Origin of the sequence: Spiroplasma endosymbiont of Cantharis nigra (assembly GCF_964019925.1) — a bacterium.
Lineage (GTDB): Bacteria > Bacillota_I > Bacilli_A > Mycoplasmatales > Mycoplasmataceae > Spiroplasma_A.
Genome location: NZ_OZ026470.1, coordinates 757,373 through 778,682, shown reverse-complemented (window position 1 = coordinate 778,682; position 21,310 = coordinate 757,373). Strand labels below are relative to the sequence as shown.

The 21,310-nt window shown below is 24.6% G+C and carries 20 protein-coding genes and 1 riboswitch; of the genes, 14 read left to right on the top strand and 6 right to left on the bottom strand.

Going from position 1 to position 21,310, the window contains the following annotated elements; translation table 4 throughout:
- Positions 1-225: 225 nt before the first annotated feature.
- The 3 genes from AACL04_RS03320 to AACL04_RS03310 are packed head-to-tail and all read left to right on the top strand — an operon-like array spanning position 226 to position 3,125.
- Positions 226-1,554 carry a hypothetical protein gene (locus AACL04_RS03320; protein ID WP_339029538.1) on the top strand — a complete coding sequence of 443 codons (1,329 nt, stop codon included), beginning with the start codon at positions 226-228 and terminating at the stop codon, positions 1,552-1,554.
- A 10-nt stretch (positions 1,555-1,564) separates the two neighbouring features.
- On the top strand, positions 1,565-2,281 hold the full coding sequence (locus tag AACL04_RS03315; protein WP_339029537.1) for an ABC transporter ATP-binding protein: 717 nt from the start codon (positions 1,565-1,567) through the stop codon (positions 2,279-2,281).
- Positions 2,268-3,125, top strand: a complete 858-nt coding sequence (locus tag AACL04_RS03310) for a hypothetical protein (RefSeq protein WP_339029535.1) — start codon at positions 2,268-2,270, stop codon at positions 3,123-3,125. Before AACL04_RS03315 ends, AACL04_RS03310 begins: the two co-directional genes overlap by 14 nt.
- A gap of 168 nt (positions 3,126-3,293) precedes the next feature.
- Here the strand turns inward: AACL04_RS03310 and AACL04_RS03305 are convergent, their stop codons facing one another.
- Both AACL04_RS03305 and AACL04_RS03300 read right to left on the bottom strand, forming a co-directional pair.
- Positions 3,294-3,677 carry a hypothetical protein gene (locus tag AACL04_RS03305; protein ID WP_339029533.1) on the bottom strand — a complete coding sequence of 128 codons (384 nt, stop codon included), beginning with the start codon at positions 3,675-3,677 and terminating at the stop codon, positions 3,294-3,296.
- A 3-nt stretch (positions 3,678-3,680) separates the two neighbouring features.
- Positions 3,681-3,977 carry a hypothetical protein gene (locus tag AACL04_RS03300; protein ID WP_339029531.1) on the bottom strand — a complete coding sequence of 99 codons (297 nt, stop codon included), beginning with the start codon at positions 3,975-3,977 and terminating at the stop codon, positions 3,681-3,683.
- An 87-nt stretch (positions 3,978-4,064) separates the two neighbouring features.
- Between AACL04_RS03300 and AACL04_RS03295 the strand changes: the two genes are divergently transcribed.
- From AACL04_RS03295 to AACL04_RS03280, 4 genes are all read left to right on the top strand, one after another.
- Positions 4,065-6,854, top strand: a complete 2,790-nt coding sequence (locus AACL04_RS03295; RefSeq protein ID WP_339029529.1) for an endo-beta-N-acetylglucosaminidase — start codon at positions 4,065-4,067, stop codon at positions 6,852-6,854.
- A gap of 195 nt (positions 6,855-7,049) precedes the next feature.
- A complete protein-coding gene (locus AACL04_RS03290; RefSeq protein ID WP_339029528.1) occupies positions 7,050-7,766 on the top strand; it encodes a YebC/PmpR family DNA-binding transcriptional regulator in 717 nt (238 codons plus the stop codon).
- 16 nt (positions 7,767-7,782) lie between these two features.
- Positions 7,783-10,017, top strand: a complete 2,235-nt coding sequence (locus AACL04_RS03285) for a hypothetical protein (RefSeq protein ID WP_339029527.1) — start codon at positions 7,783-7,785, stop codon at positions 10,015-10,017.
- 1 nt (position 10,018) lies between these two features.
- Positions 10,019-10,456: a hypothetical protein gene (locus tag AACL04_RS03280; protein WP_339029526.1), complete on the top strand. Its 438-nt coding sequence runs from the start codon at positions 10,019-10,021 to the stop codon at positions 10,454-10,456.
- Between the two features lie 46 nt (positions 10,457-10,502).
- Here the strand turns inward: AACL04_RS03280 and AACL04_RS03275 are convergent, their stop codons facing one another.
- Positions 10,503-12,407: a M13 family metallopeptidase gene (locus AACL04_RS03275; RefSeq protein ID WP_339029524.1), complete on the bottom strand. Its 1,905-nt coding sequence runs from the start codon at positions 12,405-12,407 to the stop codon at positions 10,503-10,505.
- Between the two features lie 118 nt (positions 12,408-12,525).
- Here AACL04_RS03275 and AACL04_RS03270 point away from each other — a divergent pair, with 118 nt between their 5' ends.
- Positions 12,526-13,545: a fructose-bisphosphatase class II family protein gene (locus AACL04_RS03270; RefSeq protein WP_339029522.1), complete on the top strand. Its 1,020-nt coding sequence runs from the start codon at positions 12,526-12,528 to the stop codon at positions 13,543-13,545.
- A 41-nt stretch (positions 13,546-13,586) separates the two neighbouring features.
- The gene (locus AACL04_RS03265) at positions 13,587-14,375 is read left to right on the top strand and encodes a hypothetical protein (protein WP_339029520.1); all 789 of its coding nucleotides are present in this window, start codon (positions 13,587-13,589) and stop codon (positions 14,373-14,375) included.
- Between the two features lie 68 nt (positions 14,376-14,443).
- Here the strand turns inward: AACL04_RS03265 and AACL04_RS03260 are convergent, their stop codons facing one another.
- Positions 14,444-15,007 (bottom strand): inorganic diphosphatase, encoded by a 564-nt coding sequence (locus tag AACL04_RS03260; protein ID WP_422397908.1) that lies wholly within the window; start codon positions 15,005-15,007, stop codon positions 14,444-14,446.
- Between the two features lie 61 nt (positions 15,008-15,068).
- Complete coding sequence (locus AACL04_RS03255; RefSeq protein ID WP_339029516.1) at positions 15,069-15,773, bottom strand: ECF transporter S component; 705 nt, start codon at positions 15,771-15,773, stop codon at positions 15,069-15,071.
- Positions 15,774-15,873: 100 nt separating this feature from the next.
- A riboswitch (FMN riboswitch) is annotated at positions 15,874-15,992 on the bottom strand.
- Between the two features lie 116 nt (positions 15,993-16,108).
- On the opposite strand from AACL04_RS03255, the gene AACL04_RS03250 reads away from it, so the two are divergent.
- Positions 16,109-16,933, top strand: coding sequence for an ECF transporter S component (locus tag AACL04_RS03250; protein ID WP_339029514.1), 825 nt, complete (start codon positions 16,109-16,111; stop codon positions 16,931-16,933).
- A 78-nt stretch (positions 16,934-17,011) separates the two neighbouring features.
- Positions 17,012-18,034, top strand: a complete 1,023-nt coding sequence (locus AACL04_RS03245) for a rod shape-determining protein (RefSeq protein ID WP_339029512.1) — start codon at positions 17,012-17,014, stop codon at positions 18,032-18,034.
- A gap of 301 nt (positions 18,035-18,335) precedes the next feature.
- Here AACL04_RS03245 and AACL04_RS03240 read toward each other — a convergent pair whose 3' ends face one another.
- Positions 18,336-18,518, bottom strand: coding sequence for a ferredoxin (locus AACL04_RS03240; RefSeq protein ID WP_235443295.1), 183 nt, complete (start codon positions 18,516-18,518; stop codon positions 18,336-18,338).
- Between the two features lie 93 nt (positions 18,519-18,611).
- On the opposite strand from AACL04_RS03240, the gene AACL04_RS03235 reads away from it, so the two are divergent.
- The 3 genes from AACL04_RS03235 to der are packed head-to-tail and all read left to right on the top strand — an operon-like array spanning position 18,612 to position 21,310.
- Positions 18,612-19,301, top strand: a complete 690-nt coding sequence (locus tag AACL04_RS03235) for a hypothetical protein (protein ID WP_339029507.1) — start codon at positions 18,612-18,614, stop codon at positions 19,299-19,301.
- A gap of 5 nt (positions 19,302-19,306) precedes the next feature.
- Complete coding sequence (gene cmk, locus AACL04_RS03230; protein ID WP_339029505.1) at positions 19,307-19,969, top strand: (d)CMP kinase; 663 nt, start codon at positions 19,307-19,309, stop codon at positions 19,967-19,969.
- Positions 19,970-19,996: 27 nt separating this feature from the next.
- Positions 19,997-21,310: a ribosome biogenesis GTPase Der gene (gene der, locus AACL04_RS03225; protein WP_339029503.1), complete on the top strand. Its 1,314-nt coding sequence runs from the start codon at positions 19,997-19,999 to the stop codon at positions 21,308-21,310.

Here is a 21,310-nt window from a genome sequence, read left to right as displayed (position 1 = left end):
TTGTATTTAATAAATATAAATATTTTTATTAAAGGACTTTCTAAATATTCTATATAAATTGAAAAGAAAACTTAATTTTGAGTTTTCTTTTTTAATATTTAAAATAGCTATTAAATAAATTTATAAGTAGCTAAAATTATGCGGATATGAAAAATACTGTTATAGGGAATTGTTTTTTTTTTTTTTTTGTCTATAATTTTAAAAGTTATAAAAGAGGTTAAAAAAATGAAATCGGGAATCATTAATTTTAAAAGCAAAATTTTTTTAATATTTGCAATCTCAGCATTAACAGTATTACCATTATATTCTTCCTTATTTTTGATTACCACTACAATCAAAAATAAAGAGGAGGGTAGATCAGGTGCACTTGATAATTTATTAAATTTTAAAGATATTCCTTTAGAACCAAAATATAGGTCAAGTTGAGAAAATCTTGTAAACTCTTCTCAAACTTACTCAGCTGCTTATGATTGAAAATATAAAGTTGAGCTTGAAAATGAAGCAAAGAGAATTAAAAATGGTAATGTTGATGAAATTAGTGTTGACTTAATGCAAAAAAAACCAATAAGAATAAAAAGTAAACGTGTTGATGCAATTTATTTAGGTTTACAAGTAATGGGACATAATAGCCCATCTGCATCTCCCTTGCATGAAATTGAAAGATATGAAATATCTAATTTTAGTGCTTTAGAGGAAAGTGGATTTAAATTATATGTTAATCAAAGTTCAATAAGTGATAAAAAAATATTAGATATAATTAATATAAATCAAGAGGATTCTTTTATAGATGAATCAGGAAATGAGTATTTTAACTTAGTGAATTTAAATAATACGGATAATATTTTTTTTAAAACAAATGAGGAAGTTAATGAAAATGATATTGGTCAGGTAGTTAAATTAAATTTTCTTGCAAAAAAGAAAATTAATAATGGTGAAGAAGAAACTTTAAATGTATTTGATCCATATTATAGAAGAAAAGAATTAAATATTAGTATCCAGGATAATAAAGTTGATAGTTTTATTCAATTCAAACTGTGAGATTGAAATCAATATCATTCTAATAATGAAAATTTACAGTGTTATATTGCAAGTAATTTAATAAAAATATATGCAGAGATTGCCTTAAATTATATTAATTTCATTGATCCAAAATCTGAAATGTATCAAAAAAAAGCAGCACCATTAGAAGGAATAGATAATGTTTTTAATAATAAGGGAAAAGAATATAGACAAGATAGTCCAGGGTCTTTACTTTACTATGCCTATAAATATAACTCATTTTATGATTTAAGAATCTTTTTATTTGATTTAGGAAAATCAGATAATAGATACATTTATATTAGTTATGATCAAAATAACTGAGTTGAATTTATTAAAGCAGAAGAAGGAAATGAGGATAAAGTTATTGTTGATAAAATTGAAGAAACTTCAAATAACTACTCAAACAGAGAGGAACTACCGTTTAATCCTTGAATAGAATTTAATACTCAGCTTAAGGATTTTACACAAAGAACGTGAAACTTATTGCTTTTTGCAAATAGTGAAATGAGTTAGAGGTATAAAAATGATTAAAATAGAAAATTTATCAAAAAAATTCGAAAAAAATAAATGAGTTTTAAAAAACCTAAATTTTGAAATTGCAAAAGGAGAAGCAATTGGTATTTTAGGAGCAAATGGTAGTGGTAAAACTACTCTTATAGAAATAATATCTGGAATAAGTGAACCAACAGAAGGTAAAGTAAATTTTATAAGTGAAAATAAAGAAATTGATAACAAAATTAAAGAGAGTATTGGAATACAATTTCAAAAAGGAGATTGACCATTTAATACAAGAGGGGTAGATTTACTTAATTTGTTAATTTCAAAAAAATGAAATAAAGACGAATATATAAAAGAGTTAATTAATATATTTGAGGTTGAAGATATTTTAACTAAAAGATTAAGTGACTTATCTGGTGGTCAACAACAACGCTTTAACTCTATGATATCAATAATTAAAAAACCAAAAATATTAATTTTAGATGAATTAATAACAGGTCTTGACTTAAAAATGCAAATCAAACTAGTTAATTTTTTTGATAATTTAAGAAAAAAAGAAGATATTACTTTAATAGTAATATCTCATATACCTGAAGAAATTGAAAAAATATGTAATAGGATAATAGTTTTAAATAAAGGTGAAATTTATAGGGATGAAAGTGTAAAAAAAATTATTAAAGAATATGGATCAATTAGATATTTTTTAGAAAAATATTATGAGGAAATTGATGATGAGAAATAATAGTAATTTTAAAATAGGAATTAGTAATTTCAAAAGAACAATATCAATAATAACATCATTAAGTTTAAGAAATGAAAGAGCTTGAATAATAATATTTGCTTCTTCATTAATAATTACTATTATTTGTTTTATAGGCTATACAAATTATTCAAATACATTTGAATTATTACCACCTCAGATGACTTCTTTATTTCTGATTCCTTCTTTTGTTACTGGAGCTTATTTCTCTAGTATGCTGTTTTCATGAAAGGAAACATCTTTAATTAAAAGACTTAAATTTATAGGTACTAAGCCATATGATATTATTTTATCGATTATAATTTGTTCTACATGTTTTACTTTTGCTGCAGAACTTTTAAATATATTAATTGTCTATTTAATTTCTAAAGTTCAGCTTAAAATAAGTTTTAATTATTTAGGAAACTTATTTTGATGAAATTGGGTTTGATTTATTTTTGTCTCAATTTTAATTCAAATAACTGTTTTTTCTTCTTGTGTTATAATTATGAATCTATTTAATTCAAAAAATATTCAAGCAGTAGTTCCAATTTTAATTATTATTTTTTATTTAATTATGTCTGACGTTATTATACCTTCGTTTATTTCTACTAGGAGCTGATTTATAACTTTCTTAGGTTATATTTCAATAACAAAGTATATGGTTTGAATTTTACTAATTACAGCTTCATTTACCTTTGTTGATTTTAGAGGTGGAATAAAACAAATTATTTCTGATGATCATAGTTACACATTTATTACTAATATATATATTTTAGTAGTCATTTCTCTAATTTTAGTATCAATCTTAACGTATCTATCAATTAAGTTATTTAAATGAAAGTAGGTAAAATATGTTTAATTCTTTAAAATCCAATATATCATTTCGGTCAACTTTTAACTATGTTTTTAAAACTATATTTAAAAACTTTAAAGTATATGTATTAGCAATATTAATACCAACTTTTATATTTATTAGTGCATATTTAATTAAAACATCTTTTGGTAATAAAGACTATATTGAAAGTAGTGGACAGATTTTTAATTTATTTATAATACCTTTTACTTTTTCTTTATTTACTTTCTCCTTATTGATTTCAAATTGAGAGCAAAGTATTCTTGTTAAACAAGCTAAAATATTTGCAATAAATAAGTTTAAAATATATTTTTCAATATTAATTTGTACCTTATTAATCACTTTTTTATCTTTATTTTTTTGTTTAATTATTGCAAATATTATCGATAGCTTTTTGTATTTTAAAAATTTTCAATATTTATTTATTTCAATGCAAAAAATATTTTTCATTAATAATAATGTATGAGAATACTTTAATTTATTTTTTTGTATTTTGAATTCGTTAATTACTTCATTCTTATATATGTTATGTCTACTTGCCATTTGTTATTTAATGTCGATGCTGTTTAAAAATTTAATTATTATTCAATCAATAAATTTAATAATAATAATAGTATTTTTATTACTAGGAGATTGCTTAATTGATATAAATTTAATAACGAATAATAGGGCAGCTATTGTATTAAACTTATTTGGATACTTGATGCCAATAAAATCCTTTCAATGATTATTTTTATCTTCAATTACTAACATAACAATGTATAAAATTAATATATTACAAACAATAGTAAATCCAAAATTAGAAATTCCATTTACATTTTTAACGAATAAAGCAAATATCATATTGCCAATTACTTATGTTATGTCATTGCTATGAATTTCTTTTTTTACACTGCTTATTAATATTAAGCAAGGAGGTTATAAAAAAATATGAAAAAAATAATTGAATTACTATTAGTAGGTTTTATTATTTCAGGAGCTTCTTTAAGCGCTGTATCTTGTAACATCGGAGATATAACAACAAGAAATTATATTGAAGGATTACCTGAGTTTAATTGAAGTACAGGAGAAACAGAAGATGGAGATGGTTATAATTGATTTTATGATCAATTTGATAAAAATGGAATTGATTTTAATGATTCACTTTTTAAAAAAACTGATTCCTCAAATGGTGTAGTTGATAAAATTTTTGACTATGACAATTATGCTACATCATATAAAGGAGCAAATTTTATAAAAAAACAAGGAGCTACAGGTTCACCAATAATAAAATCATATAGACCAAATGGAAATAAGTGATTAGATTTTGGAATTCAATCTAGGTCTAGAAAATTTAATTATATTAATTCACTTCCCACTTGAAATGATGGTAAAGATATGGATTTAAAATATAATATATCAAAAGAAAAGTTAAGAGGTAGAAATTATGTTGCAAAAAGCACTGTAAAAAATCAACAAAAAAGTAGTTTTTTCAATATGTTTCATGCTCCTTCAAGTTCATCAAGTTCTATTTTAGGAACAAAAAATCCATTTGGTGGTAACCTAACAAATTTAAGTTATATGCATCAAATGTATACTTGACCAGCAATAACAAATAAAGGTTGATTAACTCCATCATTTGCAGATTATAGTGAATATATGCACAAAAATGGTGTTCCAGTATTAGGTCTTTGATATATGTCTGGTTGAGAAGATTTAACTAGAGAATCTCTAAAAAGTATTCTAGAGATTGATTCAAATGGCAATTATAAAATGGTAGATATTTTAATTCAACAATGTATAAAATTTAATTTTGATGGTTGAATAATAAATAATGAAGCAAATGGATCTCAAGGCGATGGGTATGTTATTAAAAATTCAGAAATAAATAAAATAATGGAGCAGTTTAATAGGGAAGCAAAAAAAATAGAAGATAAAATTGGAAGAAGATTATCAATTGTTTATTATACAAATGATGGAAGTTTAGAATATGATAAAGTTTCATCTCGACCAAATTCTAAAAAGACAGTTGATGCCTCTAGAAGTGCTAGTGCTATACAACTAGATTTTGGTATTTCAACTCCTAATCTTAATCAATATATAAGTTCAGAACACAATGGTAATAATGAAGCTAGAAAAAATGCTTATACATTATTAAATGAAAGTATTACTATTCCTAGTGTTGGAGCCTATGATTATAGAAATCAAATATTTAATAAAAATAATTTAAATGAATATGATAATGAACCTAATAATTCTTTTTCAATATTTGGATCTGGTGGAGCAAATGAATATTCAAAGTCCTTTAAAAACTTTTTAAAAGCAAAAAATATTTGGAAAGAAAAGGATCTATATAAGTATTTAATAATGCAACAAGAAATATCAAATCTCTATTCCACTTATCAAATGACTGGTAAAAATGGTTATTTAGAAAATGATGCTGAAGGATACGATATGATGATTGGGCAAGGACAACAAAATATTGAAGCTATTTATATGTCTGATCCAAGAATTAAATTTGATTCTTTTAATTCAGAGGACAAAAATTGAAATGAAGCTTATAAAAGTAACTTTATTTTAAATAATAATGGTAAGTACAATAAGAGTTATGGAATAGGTAATAGTTTTTTAGAAAAAACAATAGTTGCAGATAGAATTATTGATAATAACTATAGTGAGTTTTCTGATAAGCAACCTGAAGAAATTGAAAATGATCCATCTATGAAAACCTATTTTTCAACAGGGTCAGGAATATATTTTATAAATAGAGATGGTAATAATGAAATTATTTATGACAAAATTAATCCATGAACTAACTCCAGAATTGCAGATTCAAATCCTACTTACCAATGAGATTTTTGAAGTTCAATAAAAAAATCAGATACAAACTCAATAAAAACAAATGACGGAGAAAAATTTGTAAGTCAAATAAATAACAAAGGTCAGTTAGCGCCATATTATGATTATTACAATCCTTATATGAAGGGTAACTCTATATCAATAGGAATGGGTTATGACTTTAATAACGATGGAAAAGTTATGCCTGGTATATGATCAAATAATGACTATTTTTGAAATTTAATGGGAACTAATTTGAGTAAAAGTAATTATAAGGTAAGTTTTTATATAAAGGCAAGTGATGAAGATAAAATAGGTAAGTCTTCAAATTCACAATTAGAAGATATTTTAAATAATACTCAAATAACATATACGGATTCTAAATTAAATGAAGGACCTAAAAGCATTGATACAATCATTGAAGAGAAAAGTAATGATGGGTGATATAAAATTAGTGCTGATTTATCATCTGCTCGAGGAATAAATAAAGATAATAGAATTGCTAAACTTGGATTAAAAATTAATCCACAGAATAATAATAATTTTATTTTTTCTGTTGGTGGATTTGAAATTAATAAGGATGAGATTGATTCTAATCAAGAAACAATAGTATCAAAAATAAATAGTGAATATATTGTTAAAAGAGAAACAAATAATAATAATATAAATATTAGATTTAATTGAGAAACAAATAATTCAAGTGCAAGTTATTTTCAAATTTATTACTCAACCGATGGTAGAAAATGATATTATCAAGGTCAAAATAATTTAAATAGTCACTATATTAGAGAACTTAATGAAAACTCAGAAAATTATATATATTTAGGAATACAACCTATTTATAATGATGGTATAGTTGGAGATATATTTTATTCCAAAATAAGTACAAATTATAATTATTAAAATTAAATATTTATAATAGAAAAGTTACATATCTGTAACTTTTTTTAATTAATTTAAATTATGTAATTAAATTGAATTAAGAAGATTCTAATATATATCTAACTATAAAAAATAAATATAACGCTTTTCCTAAATAAATAAAAATTTTAGTGTAAAATTTTAAAGTAAAGTTTTCAAATGCAAAGGAGTTTTAATATGGGAAGAGCACATGAAGTTAGAAAAGCAAGTATGGAAAAAACAGCTGCTATGAAATCAGCAATTTATGGTAGAGCTTCAAAAGAAATTTATATGGCTGCAAAAGCTGGTAGCAAAGATCCGGATTCAAATTTAGCTCTTAGAAGTGCTATTGATAAAGCAAAATCAAAGCAAGTTCCAGCTGATGTAATTCAAAGAGCAATTAAAAAGGCTGAAGGTGGAGATGCTGATAATTATACTTCAAATAGATATGAGGGTTATGGACCAGGGAATTCAATGATAATTGTTGATTCACTAACAAATAATGTTAATAGAGCTATTGCTGAAATAAGAGATGCATTTAATAAGAATGGTGGTAAGATTGCTAACAGCGGAGCTGTCTCTCACTCATTTCAAGCGGTAAGCATTTTTGCATTTGATCAAAAAAATGTTGAACAAACATTAGAATTATTAATGGAAACAGATTGTGAAGTAAATGATGTTGTAGAAGAAGAAAATATGACAGTGATTTATGCACCTTTTAATTCATTTAATCAAGTTAAAAAAACTTTAGATTCTGCTGGTATTAATAATTATAATATTGCAGAAACTACAATGTTAGCAGATGAAATGATTACAATAACAGATGCTGCAATAAAAATTAATTTTGAAAAATTAATTGAAAAATTAAATCAATTAGAAGATGTTCAAGATATTTATCATAATGTTGAGAATTAAAATATAAAGGGGTTCTATGACAAAAAAAATTTTACTTATTTCAACTATTTGTTTACAATTCATTTTAATGATTTTTTCATTAGCAATATTTATAAATAAATCTAGTTTAGAAAGAAGTGTCTATTTAGATTTCAAGCTAACAAATGAAATGAAAGAAAACTTTAAGGGGAAAGAAAAATTACATGCTTTTTCTACAGATGCCTATGAAAATTATGCTTTGTATATCCCAAGCGAAGAAAGTAACTCAATGGAAAATGCTGAATTTTATGGTGATATAGAAAAATATAATTATTTAAATAATGAGCATTCAATAGATATTTGAGAAAATGATTTTAATACTGCGCAAATAGTGGTAGTGGTTAATGAGAAATTTGACTCGATAGAAGTTGAATTAGAAGAATTAATAAATGAACAAGACTTTGAAGTAGAATTCGGATTTAATGAATTTATTTATGCCAGTGATTATAAATTAACTAATGGTATGAAAAACCCATTTGGTATTCAACAAACATTACTTGTTCCAGAAAAAATTAATAATAGAAAAGTTTTAAATAATGTTTATGAAAATAAAGTTTATATAATAAATGTTTCTGTAAAATCAAATGAGATTAAAAATGAGACAGTTGAAAAACTTAATTTCAAAATTACTGGTAAAAATGAAAATGAAAAAGATTTCTCTATTAATAATCAAATAACTTTAAATTTATTTGATATAAATTATGATGATTATAAAGAAGCAGATTATAATATTTTTTATTTTCCTGAATGAACATCTGCTTATTATAATAGTGTTTTTAAAGAAAATGAAAATAGAGGAGTTCCAATAGGAATTGAAGATAAATTGTCTTTTGATGAATATCTTGATTTTAATTGAAATAAATATTGAAAAAATGAGTATGAATCACTTGCAGAACTTGGAATGGATTCTTTTCAATTGAGAATTGATGATAGTTGAAATAATAATTGAGATGATGAAAGAGAGTTTCATAATCTTTGAAAAGTAAGAAGAAAATCTCTAAACTTCACTCCGTGAAGATATAAAGGAGATTTTAATACAATTAATTCTAAGGAAGAATTTATTAATATTGAGGACATTCAAGATGATCTTTATATTGATGAAAGTGACTGAAATACTTTTGATACATATTTAAATCTTTTATCTGATGCTGGAATGAAGCATGGTTTTGTTAATTCAACAAAATCTGGTTGAACTACAGATAATAAAACTCTTAACATTTATAATGAAAAAACAGAGGAATATTTTTATGTTAATGGTTCTTTAAATTATAGTGTAGGACAGGGTTTTATGAATTGATGATTTAAAGAATTTAAAAAGCATGTAGATAATAAAAAACCAAAATGAGCTAATGAAATAAAATTATATTATTATTTAGATGAAATAAATTCTGGTGAAGTTATAAAAACTAATGAATGACTAAAAACAGTTGATCCAAATAAAGATTATTTAGGAATGGCTTTCTCAGATTGAGAAAGAGATATTGATTATAAAAATATTGAAAGTTATGATCATATTGATTATGCATGGACTCATTTGCTAGATATTTATAATGAGAAAAATAAGAACTATAACAATTTTAAAAAATTTAGAAATAAGAATAATCTAAAAAGTGGTGAATACTTTTTAGATTCAGATAGTACTTTTAGTTTAACAAGATCAGAACCTGGAATATTAGGATATATACAATCTTCACTTTATAAGCAAGGTGAACCACATTATATGAAATATATATTAAATGGATGAGAAGAGGGCCATTCTGCTTGATCATCTGATTTTAATGACTATAGTTTTATAGATATAAGTTATGTGTCTGGAGATACCTTATTTACTTATCCACAATATGATACACAAAAAGATAAGCAAAAAATAATTGAAATTGCAGATATTAATTCTGATGAGAATTTTAAATTTATGCCTTCAACTAGGCTTTTACAATTAGCTGTAGGAACAAATAATGTTAATAAAATTAATTATTTAATTGATAAAAATTATTTTTCAGAAGAATTTTTATACAAAAATATAGCACAAACTCTTAAATTAGGTAAAAAACTTAGTGGTACAAAATTTGATTTAAACTATAATAAAACTGTATTTGATAAGAATATAATGTCAAATAAAACAAATCTTGAGAAATATATGTCAAGTAAAAAAGGATATGATGAAATTCAGGGTTATAAAAATATTATTAATAAATTAAAAATAGAAACTAGAAGATATAGAGGAGATAGATAAAATGATTGAGTGATATATGATTATTTTAGAACTTATTGGCTATATGTCCTTATTATTTGCTATTGTAACTTTAGTTTGATTTATTTTTGGATATACTATTTTTTTAGTAAATAAGAAAAAGACCAAAATAAATTGAATATTTCTATCAATTAATATTTTTATTTTTTTGCTAATAATAGTTTTATCAATAATATGGGGAATTAGTCTAAGAGCACCAGAATTATTAAATGGATTTGATAATACAAATGAAAAGTCCAAATTATTATTAGTTAAGATGACAGTTACCTATACTACTTTTTCTATAATTTGCTTTACATATGCCTTTAGTTTTTCAAAGTTTTTTGGAAAATTAGTTATAGAAGATAAAACTTATTTTTTTGGAAAATTAGTTTTAAAAAATAATAAAGAAATTAAGGAAGAAGTAGTTAATAAAGATTAATTTGATAAAATAAAAATCAATAGATACTAGTCTATTGATTTTTATTTTATCAAATTTTAATTCTTTTTGATTTTTCAAGATACATTTTGTCTGCCGGTTTTGTTTCATAAACACTATGAAACTCATCAATATTTATTAAAACTCCATTACATCTAAACTCCTCAGGTGAGTGAGGGTCTATTAAAAGACGAGTATTTTTTAATTCATCAGTAGACTTTCTCATTCAAATAGTTGCATAATTTTCAAAGAATAGTTTTATATCCTCTTTACATTGAGTCTTGCAAATATCTAGAGCTGCTGCAACTCCACTTAGATCTCCAATATTTTCACCTAATGTTAATTTTCCATTAACATTAGTTCCATTAACTTCATATGAGTTATATTGCTCAACCAATTTTTGAGTTCTTAAGTTATATTGTTTATAGTCTTCTTCAGTTCATCAATTTTCAAAATTTCCATTTTTATCAAATTTACTTCCTTCATCATCAAATCCATGACTTACTTCATGACCAATTACAGCACCAATACCACCTAAATTTTTAGCTCTTGGTTCTTTAATATCATAAAATGGTTTTTGCAATATTCCAGCTGGAAAACAAATTTCATTTGAAGTGGGATTATAGTAAGCATTAACAGTTTGGGGATTCATATATCATTTTGTTTTATCCACAGGAAGATTTATTTCATTTAATTCTTTTTCAATAAAATGTTTTGAAAGATTTCTAATATTTTCAAATAAATTCCCGCCTTGTTCATAGCTTTTAATTTCAATTTTTGAATAGTCTTCAAATTTATCTGGAAAACCAATTTTCACTGTAAACGAGTTTAATTTATCAATAGCTTTTGCTTTTGTAGTATTACTCATTCATTCTAAATTATTTATTCTTTTTGAATAGACTTTAATTAAGTCTTTTACAATTCCTAGAACATCCTCTTTTGATTCTTGTGAAAAGTGTTTTTTTACATATTCTTTTCCTAATAATTCTCCCAATCTTGAGTTTGTGAATTCAACAGCTCTATCAATTTCAGGTTTCATTTCTTTAACACCACTAAAGATACTTGAATAATTAAAATTTATTTGATATAAATCTAAACTTAATATAGATGAGAAGGCTATTAAAGTTTTTATTTTCAAGAAATCCTTTAATTCATCTATTTCAAATTTATTAAGCATTTCATTTAATTTTTCTAAAAATTTAGGTTCAGATAATATTAATATTTCAGCTTTTCCATATTTTGTTTGAGTTAAATACTTATCTCAGTTAATAAATGAGCAATATTTATTTAAATCACTTATTTTAACAACATTATAAATATTTTCAGGACTTCTCAATTCTTCTTGCTTTAACATACTTTGAGATATTTCTTTTTCAAAGTTATAAACTAAATTAAAAATACTTTTTGTCTTAAATTGTAATTTTGAAGCTTTTGAAATATCTTCTAAATATATTTTATAAGCTGCTTTAATATCTTTATGCCTCGGGTGATTTTCATCGTAAAAATCTCTATCTGACATACCCAAACCCATTGAACCTATCATTAAGGCTCTTTTATTACTATCTTTAAAATCAGAATCTATTCCTTTTGAGTGAAAAAATGATATATTAAATCTTTTAAAAGATTCTATTAAGAAATCAGTAAAGTTTTCTTTTGAATTTAATGAATCAATTAATTCCATTATCTCCATTATTGGAGTAATTCCTTGTTCATTTCTTTTTTTTACATTTAAGTAATTTTCAAAAATATTAGTTATTTTTTCTTGATCATCTTTTAAATCATACTTTTTAGATTTAAATTCTAAAATTAATTCCTTAATATCATCCATTGATTTTTTATGTAGCATCTCAAAACTACCTCATGATGGATATCCAATTGGCAATTCAGTTTTATCAATTCATTCCTTATTCATATAGTCAAAGAAATTATCTTGTGCTCTTATTTTTTTTGACATAAATACATCTCCTTTATACAAATTAGATTATAGACTAATAAGGAAATAAACAATACAAAAGAGCTAAAAGTAGATTTGGATAATTTTGTTATAATTATTTATATAAGGGGTATTCAAAATGAATCGCGATATTATTTTATTAAGAACTGTTGAAGTAGCTGCAATTGCTTCATATAAATATATTGGTAAAAAAAACAAAAACTTAGTAGATCAAGCTGCAGTTGAAGCCTTTCAAGTAATGTTAAAAAATGAGAAGGGCTTTAAATTAAAAGTAGTAAATGGAGAAGGAGAGTTAGATGAAGCTCCTATGCTATTTGTAGGTCAAATACTTGGTGATTTAGAAGATCCTAGCGTTTTAACATATGATGTTAGTGTAGATCCTGTCGAGGGGACTCATCCAGCGGCATATAATTATGCTGGAAGTATTTCAACAATTGCTTTTTCAAGAGAAAATACAATGTTGCAGCTTCCTGAAATGTACATGGAAAAGCTCTTTGTTAGGACAGAATTTAAGGAGTGCATTAATTTATCCAAGGGAGTAATTTATTCGATTGAAGCAATGCAAATTCATGCTAAAAGAAAAGATTTGAAGTGTATTATTTTAGATAAACCACGTCATCAAGAAATTATAAGAAAAATGAATGATATGGGAATAATTGTAAGACTTATCCAAGATGGAGATGTATTGGCAGCAATTGATGTTGTCAATGGAGAAGCTGACTTTGTTTATGGAATAGGGGGAGCACCTGAGGGATCACTCATGGCAGCTCTTGCAATTTCAGCTGACTGTAAAATGCAATCAAGGCTTGTAAGATATGAAGAAGTTTGACCAAATGAATTAGAAACATTTGAAAGACAAAATAAAGAACGCGCTTGATTGGAAAAATATAATCTTGATTTTGATTCAATATTACATGATTTAGATTTGATTGATGATCATAAAGTTCGTTTTTTTGCCGCAGGATTAACTGCAGGGGGAACTTTAAAACCAGTAGACTATAAAAATGGTAAATTCTATGTAAATGCTTTCATGTCTTCGCATGGAATAGTTAGAAACTTTAATTCTATTTATGATGTAAAAAAAGTAAATTCATTAAAGCCGGAAATTAAATTTTTATTTGACAAATATAAGAGATAGTATTTTAAAGTTATATAATTATTTTAAAGAAAGGTGAACTTATGGACTCTTTAAATAAGATACTTTTAATTGCATTGGGATTATCATTAATTTCTCTAATAACTATAAGAATTTTTAATACTTTTAGTTTAAATAAAATAATAATCCATGAGATAAATACAGCAGATAGCAATATTTCAAGTTCAAAAATTGATTCAATGATCTCTAAATTTAAGGTATATTTGAGAGCAGAAGAATTAAATGTTATTTATGGTGAAACTGAAAGTTATTCAAGAATTAATCAAATGATAAATAAAAGAAAAAAACAGATAGTAATACCAAAATGAATAATGCCAAGCGTTGGATATGAATTGGATTATATATTAGCAAGTATTTGATTTAATACTAAGCTTTATCAAAAAGATAAGGATATAAAAAAATTTCAATTAATAGTTAAGTGAATACCTTTATTTTTATATACTATTTATTATTCAACTTTAATTATTGCAATAGTTTTTTCTTTTTTAGATAAAACATCAATCATTAAAGAAAATCCTTCCAAATTTTTAATTTTTATTTTTGAAAAGCCAATATTTGAGTTTATTTCTATTAGTTCATTTTTATTTATTGTTACTTTAATGTTTTTTTCAAATAGTTTAAAAAATGGCTTAGAGGAAAAATATGAAATGGAAATTATTCAATTTGTAAAAAATGAATGTGAAAGTTATAAAAAAGATATTTCGATAGCAAGAATTTATGCAAAAGAATTTAATAAAATAGATTTTAAAGTTTTTAGATTTAATTCAAAAACTTCAAATTTAAAATTTGTTGGACCTTTCACATTACTTTAAGAAATAAAAAAATGAGATAAATAGAGTGACCAAAATTGTATTCACTTTATAATCTCATTTTTTATTTCTTATCCTTGGCCTAAACCTTTTTGTTTTCACTCAGCCATAATTTCTTCCTTACCACCAGGTTTAGAATATCTATCCTTGTATTGAATATATCTTTCTTTACATTCTTTTAATTCATTCATAGCTTCATTTGCAGAACCTCAACCATTAATTTTTACTTCTTTTTTTTGTAATGCTTTATACTGTAAAAAGAAATTTTCAATTTCATCTTTCAAGTGTTGAGGAACATCTTCTATTTTTTTATATGAATCAAATCTTCTATCATCTGCAAATACACCAAATAGTTTAGTGTCAATTTCACCAGCATCAATCATTTTGATTGATCCTAAGATTCTAACATTAACTCCAACCCCAGGAAGTGTAGGGTATGTTACAAGACTTATAACATCTAATGGGTCTCCATCTCAATCAAGAGTTTCTGGAACAAATCCATATTCTCCTGGATAAAAATTAGCTCCGTATAAAACTCTATCTAAACTAATTTCATTAGTATTAATATCATATTCATATTTATTTGAGCTACCTTTTGGTATTTCAACAATCATCTTAATTACATTTTTTTCCATCATTAAGTTCTCCTTTATAAAATTATTTTATATTAAATTATTTCAAGTATAGCAATACTTTCTAAAATAAATGTTTATTGATAAGTTTAACAAGTAATTTAGTAGTTAATAAAAAAATAATCAGATTAACTCCTAATTTGGCAATTGAAACTCCAAATCCTGTTCATAACAAAATATTTCATCCATAACTATTCTTTTCAGGAACAATTCCAGGATATAAAACTTCATATCATTCAAAAATAAAATGTTGATTACAAATAAGAGAAATAAATGCAGAAATCATAATTGCTAAAGTTCCTGATATTGCTATTAATAATAGATACCACTTTAGTTGATTCTCTTTTTTAATTTTAAATAGTACAATTTTCTTTAATGAAAAAAATATAATTGCAAAAGATATTATAAATGTTAAATCAGAGATAGTCATTGCTAAGACACCAATATAATTGCTTGGAAGAGGTAAGACCATTCTGAGCGAATTTGCTGCAATATTAAATATGGCAGCATAGAAAACATTTGTTGTTAGATATATAAATAAAATTCCAATTAAAGATATTTCTATTGTAAAAGCTTCTGCTATTGCTAAACCACCAATAGTGTATTTACTTATAATAGTAAAAAGTATTTCAATTGCAAAAAGCATAGCCAATAAAGATATTCTTTTTATATCTAGAACAAAATTATCTTTTAGTACCATTCTTCAGTTATATCTATTTATTTCTGCAAAGTCATATTTATGACTTCAGAAATTATAAGTATTTTCCATTTTAACTCCTTTGAAATAAAAAGCCCTTACTATTTAAAAAAAAGAAAAGGGCGTTTAGTATACAACAAAATTAAAAACTAAAAAGTTTATAAAAATGTTATGGTATTTTCTCTCATCCGGACTTTACCGTCGGTTTCAGAATTTCACTGAATCAACTCTTTTACAAGTTCATGGACTATTACCATCGGTAAGGAATCACACCTTGCCCCGAAAATACACACAATATTATTATAAACAACAAATAAAAAAAGTAAAAATTATAAAAATTATAATTTTTAATTATAATTTTTATAATTTAGTATATAATATTTTTGAACAATAAAAGGAGAAAAAATATGGAAGATAAAAAACATGAAATACCAGATCATGATGATGTAAAAGAGGGTAAAAAAGACCATTATCATGATGAACACCACTTTGATTCTCTAGGTAACCACGATGATATAAATGATACTGATTTTCATTGAAAAAATAGCTTATTTACAAGTCGTAGAAATTTAACATTTAAAATAACTCTAACAGGAGTTTTCTTAGCATTAGCTGTAGCATTATCAGCATTTGAAATGTTATATGAGCAATTATTAGATAAAATACCATTATATGGTGTGGCCATTCCATTTAGAATATTGGATATTTTAGTTATAACATTATCACTTGCAGCACTAGGACCAATCTTTTCTGGAATAATAGCATTTATAGTGCCATTTATTCACTTAATAGATGCTCACAACCCATTAACTTTAGTAATTGATAGTTTTGGCTATTTTGCATCAATTTGATTGATGTGATTTGTCTATTACTTTATTTTTAGAAATTCAAGTATTCATAAGCATCCAATTAAAAGCGTAGATAGATTTAAAAGATGAACACCAATAGTTATTTATGTACCTGTAATAACAATAATTTATACACTATTAGTATTTTTAATGTTATACATTACAACAAATAGTGATCACGGTCATACTCATAATCATTTTTCAACAGGAATGATTATTTCATATCATGAGGCTCATTCAGGAGAATGAACAAGTATAAAAGAAAATTTAGGAATCTTTATAGGTGTTATTTCAGCAATAGAATTAGTTAGATTTTCAATTTGCTATACATTATTTGCAGTAATAGAACCTCAAGTTAAAAAAATTAATCACTTTTACAAGTAAAAATAAATTTTTTGAATTTTTGACCTTTTATTTGATAGAATGTATATGAAAGTTGAAAATAGTGAGGTAAATAAAAAAATGGCAGGAAAAAAACCAGTATTTGTTTCTATGGACTTAGGAACAGCATATACATTAGTTTATATTGAAGGAAACGGAATAGTTTATAATGAACCTTCAATAGTAGCTTACAAAATTAAGGAAAATAAAATTATAGCAGTTGGTGCAGAAGCATATAAAATGATTGGTAAAGGAAATAAAAACCTGAGAATTGTTAGACCAATGGTTGATGGTGTTATTACTGATATCAAAGCTACTCAAGCTCAATTAAATTATATTTTTGCAAGACTTAGATTAGAAAAGACTCTTAAAAATTGTGTAATGTTATTGGCTTGTCCATCAGCAATTACTCAATTAGAAAAAACAGCACTTAAAAAAATTGCAATTAGTTTAGGAGCAGGAGAAGTATTTATTGAAGAAGAAGTAAAAATGGCTGCTTTAGGTGGAGGAGTTAACATTAATGCTCCTACAGGAAGACTTGTTGTTGACATGGGTGGTGGAACAACTGATGTTGCAGTTATTTCATCTGGAGATATAGTTATTTCAAAATCTATTAAAATAGCAGGTAACTATTTAAATGAAGAAATTTTAAAATTCATAAGAGCACAATATGGAATGGAAATTGGAATTAAAACAGCAGAGATTATCAAAATTAATATTGGTTCACTTGCTAAATTTATTGATGAAAAATCAATGAAAGTTTATGGACGTGACGTTGTTTCTGGGTTACCAAGAGAAATTGAAATTACACCAGAAGAATTAAGAGAAGTATTAAAAGTTCCTTTATCAAGAGTTATTGAATTAATAGTTCAAGTTCTTGAGATGACACCTCCAGAATTAGCTGGAGATATCTTCAGAAATGGAATAGTATTATGTGGTGGAACAGCACTAATTAATGGTATTGCAAAATATGTTGGAGATACTTTACAGTTGCCAACTAAAGTTGGAGAACAACCATTATTAGCTGTTATTAATGGAACAAAAAAATATCAATCAGAAGTATTTGATCAATTAAGAAGAGTAAAAGAAGAAATAAGTTATTAATAAAAAAATCCTAATATTAGGATTTTTTTTATTTAACTTATAGTGGAAAAAATTCTAAATTATAATTAAAAACTATAATATTTTTTTAACTATGATATAATAATTTTGAAATTATAAGAAATTATAATTTCGCATTATCAAAAAAAAGAAAAGATATTAGACTGTCCAAAAGGCTAATTATTTTATAGTTGTAATAAATAAATTTAATAGACTATTAATGAGTGAGTTTTATTAGATAAGTTATTATTATAAAATATTAATAAATAAATGAATAAAAAAAATTCTCTTTTGAGAATTTTTTTTATTCATCACCAATTTTAACTGCACCAGTAGGGCAAACCATTTGGCATTCAACTAATTCTAGATCATTTTCGTTTGCTTCAGCGAAACCATCATCATCCATGAAAAGAGTCTCAGTTTCATCAATTTGCACACATGCCATACATCCTATACACATTGATTTATCAATTCAAGTTTTCTTCATAAAAACCATCTCCTTTTCTTTAATATAATAACAATAATTTCAATTATTTCCATATTTAATTTATAATATATAAGTTAATGGGGTGAAAAAAAGATGAACCTAACAAGAATGGAACGTAATAAGCCAATTCATGAAAAAGTGAAGAAGGAAATTGCTTATAAAAAAAATATACAAGATGAAAAATCAGTAATACATTCAACTTTTGAAAAATTGAAAATGATAGATTTAGATTTTTTTAAAGAAAAGTTATCAATTTTTGATGCAAAACATGAATTTGAAAAACCTTATCTAGATAGAGATAAGTCGTCAAGTTTATTTCCTGAAGATTTAAAATATGAAATGAAATTAGAAATATCAGAACTTAAAAAAATTGGTTTAAATCAAGTTAATAAAAATTTTATTAGTGAAGTTGAAGAAGATGAAAGTTCACTTAATCTAAGAAATGATAAGTATATTAATTTGTATAATAGTTTACAAGCAAATGATAAAAATTTTCAAAGAAATATTGATAAGTTAAAAGAAAAGCAAGCTTGATTAAAAACTAATCCTCAAGACATTTCAATGACAACTGTTCAACAAGTAAGAAGTAAAGATAATAGAAGTACTCAGCAAATGATAATAGAGGTTAGTGAAAAAAATGAAAAAGGTTTAAATAGAGTTTTGAAAACCTGAAAATTACAAGAAAGAAAATATAGATTTAAATGAGTTTTACCAATTTTAATTGTTTTAGCAGTATTAATGTTTTTAGCAATAATAATTCCAATATTTGTAATAGGAGGATAATGTAATTGAAATATATTAATATCGCAGTAGACGGTACAGCAGGTTCTGGTAAAAGTTCAGTTATGAAAAGAATAGCTGTAAAGTTGAAAATGAATTTTATAGATACTGGAGTTATGTATAGAGCTTTTACTAAATTTTGTTTAGATAATAAAGTTGATTTTTTAAAGGATGCTGAAATTGAAAAACAAATTAAAAGCTTTAATTTTGAATATATAAATGAAAAGTCTATATTAGTAAATAATATAGAATATGGAAAAAGTATTTTTGACTATGATGTGGCAGAAAATATTAAATATGTAGCAAAAAATAATAAGGTTAGAGAATTTATGGTTTTGGCTCAAAGAAAAATGACTCAAAATAAAAACAATATTGTCATTGGAAGAGATATTACTACAGTTGTTCTTCCAGAAGCGGAATTAAAAATATATTTTGATTGTTCAGTTGAATCAAGAGCAGAAAGAAGATTTAATCAAAATAAAAGAAGAAAAATAAAGCCAAATGTTTATGAAGATATTTTAAGGCAAATTCAACAAAGAGATGATTATGATAAAAAAAGAGAAATGGGTGCACTTAAAATAGCGCCTGATGCTTGATATTTAGATACAAGTAAATTAAATATAAATAAAGTAATTAGATTAATTTTAAACAAAATAGAAAAACTTAAATAGTAATTACTTTTTAAGGAGGTGTAGTTTATGGCAAGAAAAGGAATTGTAGCAGTTGTTGGAAGACCCAATGTTGGTAAATCTACACTTTTTAATAGAATAATCAGAGAAAAAAAAGCTATTGTTGAAGATAAACCTGGAGTCACTAGAGATAGAATGTATGGTAAAGCTGAATGACTAACTTTACCTTTTATTGTAGTTGACACAGGTGGAATAACTTTACAAGATAGTCCATTTTCAAAAGAGATAAGAATGCAAGCAGAAATTGCAATTAAAGAAGCAGATGTTATTGTTTTTGCAATTAATTATAAAGATGGAATAACTCAAGAAGATGAAGCAGTTGCTAAGATACTTTATAAGACTAATAAACCTGTAATTCTTGCTGTCAATAAATATGATAAAAAGGATCAATTTGATGAGTCTTTTACTTTTATGACTTTAGGTTTTGGTGAACCGTTTATGATATCTTCTACTCACGGTATTGGAATAGGAGATTTGCTGGATAAAATAATTGAAAGTTTTCCAAAGTTTGATGAAAGTCAAGAAAGTGATGAACTTAAACTAGCAATTGTTGGAAGACCCAATGTTGGTAAATCAAGTTTAGTGAATTCATTAGTTGGTGAAGATAGAATGATAGTTTCTGAAATTGCGGGAACAACAGTTGATGCAGTGGATAGTAAAATAAAATATAATGGAAATAGTTATACAATTATAGATACTGCTGGTATGAGAAAAAAAGGTAAGATTTATGAAAATCTTGAAAAATATAGTTACTTAAGATCAATAAGTACGATTAATAAGTCAGATATCGTTTTATTAATTTTAGACTCGAGTGAAAATATTAAAGATCATGATACAAATATTGGAGGTTTTGCTTTTGAAGAGAATAAACCTATAATAATTATTGGTAACAAATGAGACTTAGTTCAAGATAAAGAAACCAATACTATGAAAAGAAAAGAAGAAGAAATTAAGGCTTATTTTAAGTATTTAAATTATGCAAAGGTTTTATTTATTTCAGCAAAAGAAAATAAAAGAATACATAAGATATTTGATATTGTTGATTTAGTTCAAAAAAATATTAAAAAAAGAATTAGAACGAGTTTATTAAATGAAGTTTTTAATAAGGCTCAATTAATTAATCCTGCTCCAAATCATAATAAAGGTAGATTGAAAATATTCTATGCTTCTCAAGTAGAAGCATACTTACCAACATTTGTTTTATTTGTAAATAATCCTGAATTTGTTCACTTTTCATATAAAAGATTTTTAGAAAACCAAATTCGTTCACAATTTGATTTTAGTGGTGTACCAATAACTATAATTTTTAGAGAAAGGAAATAA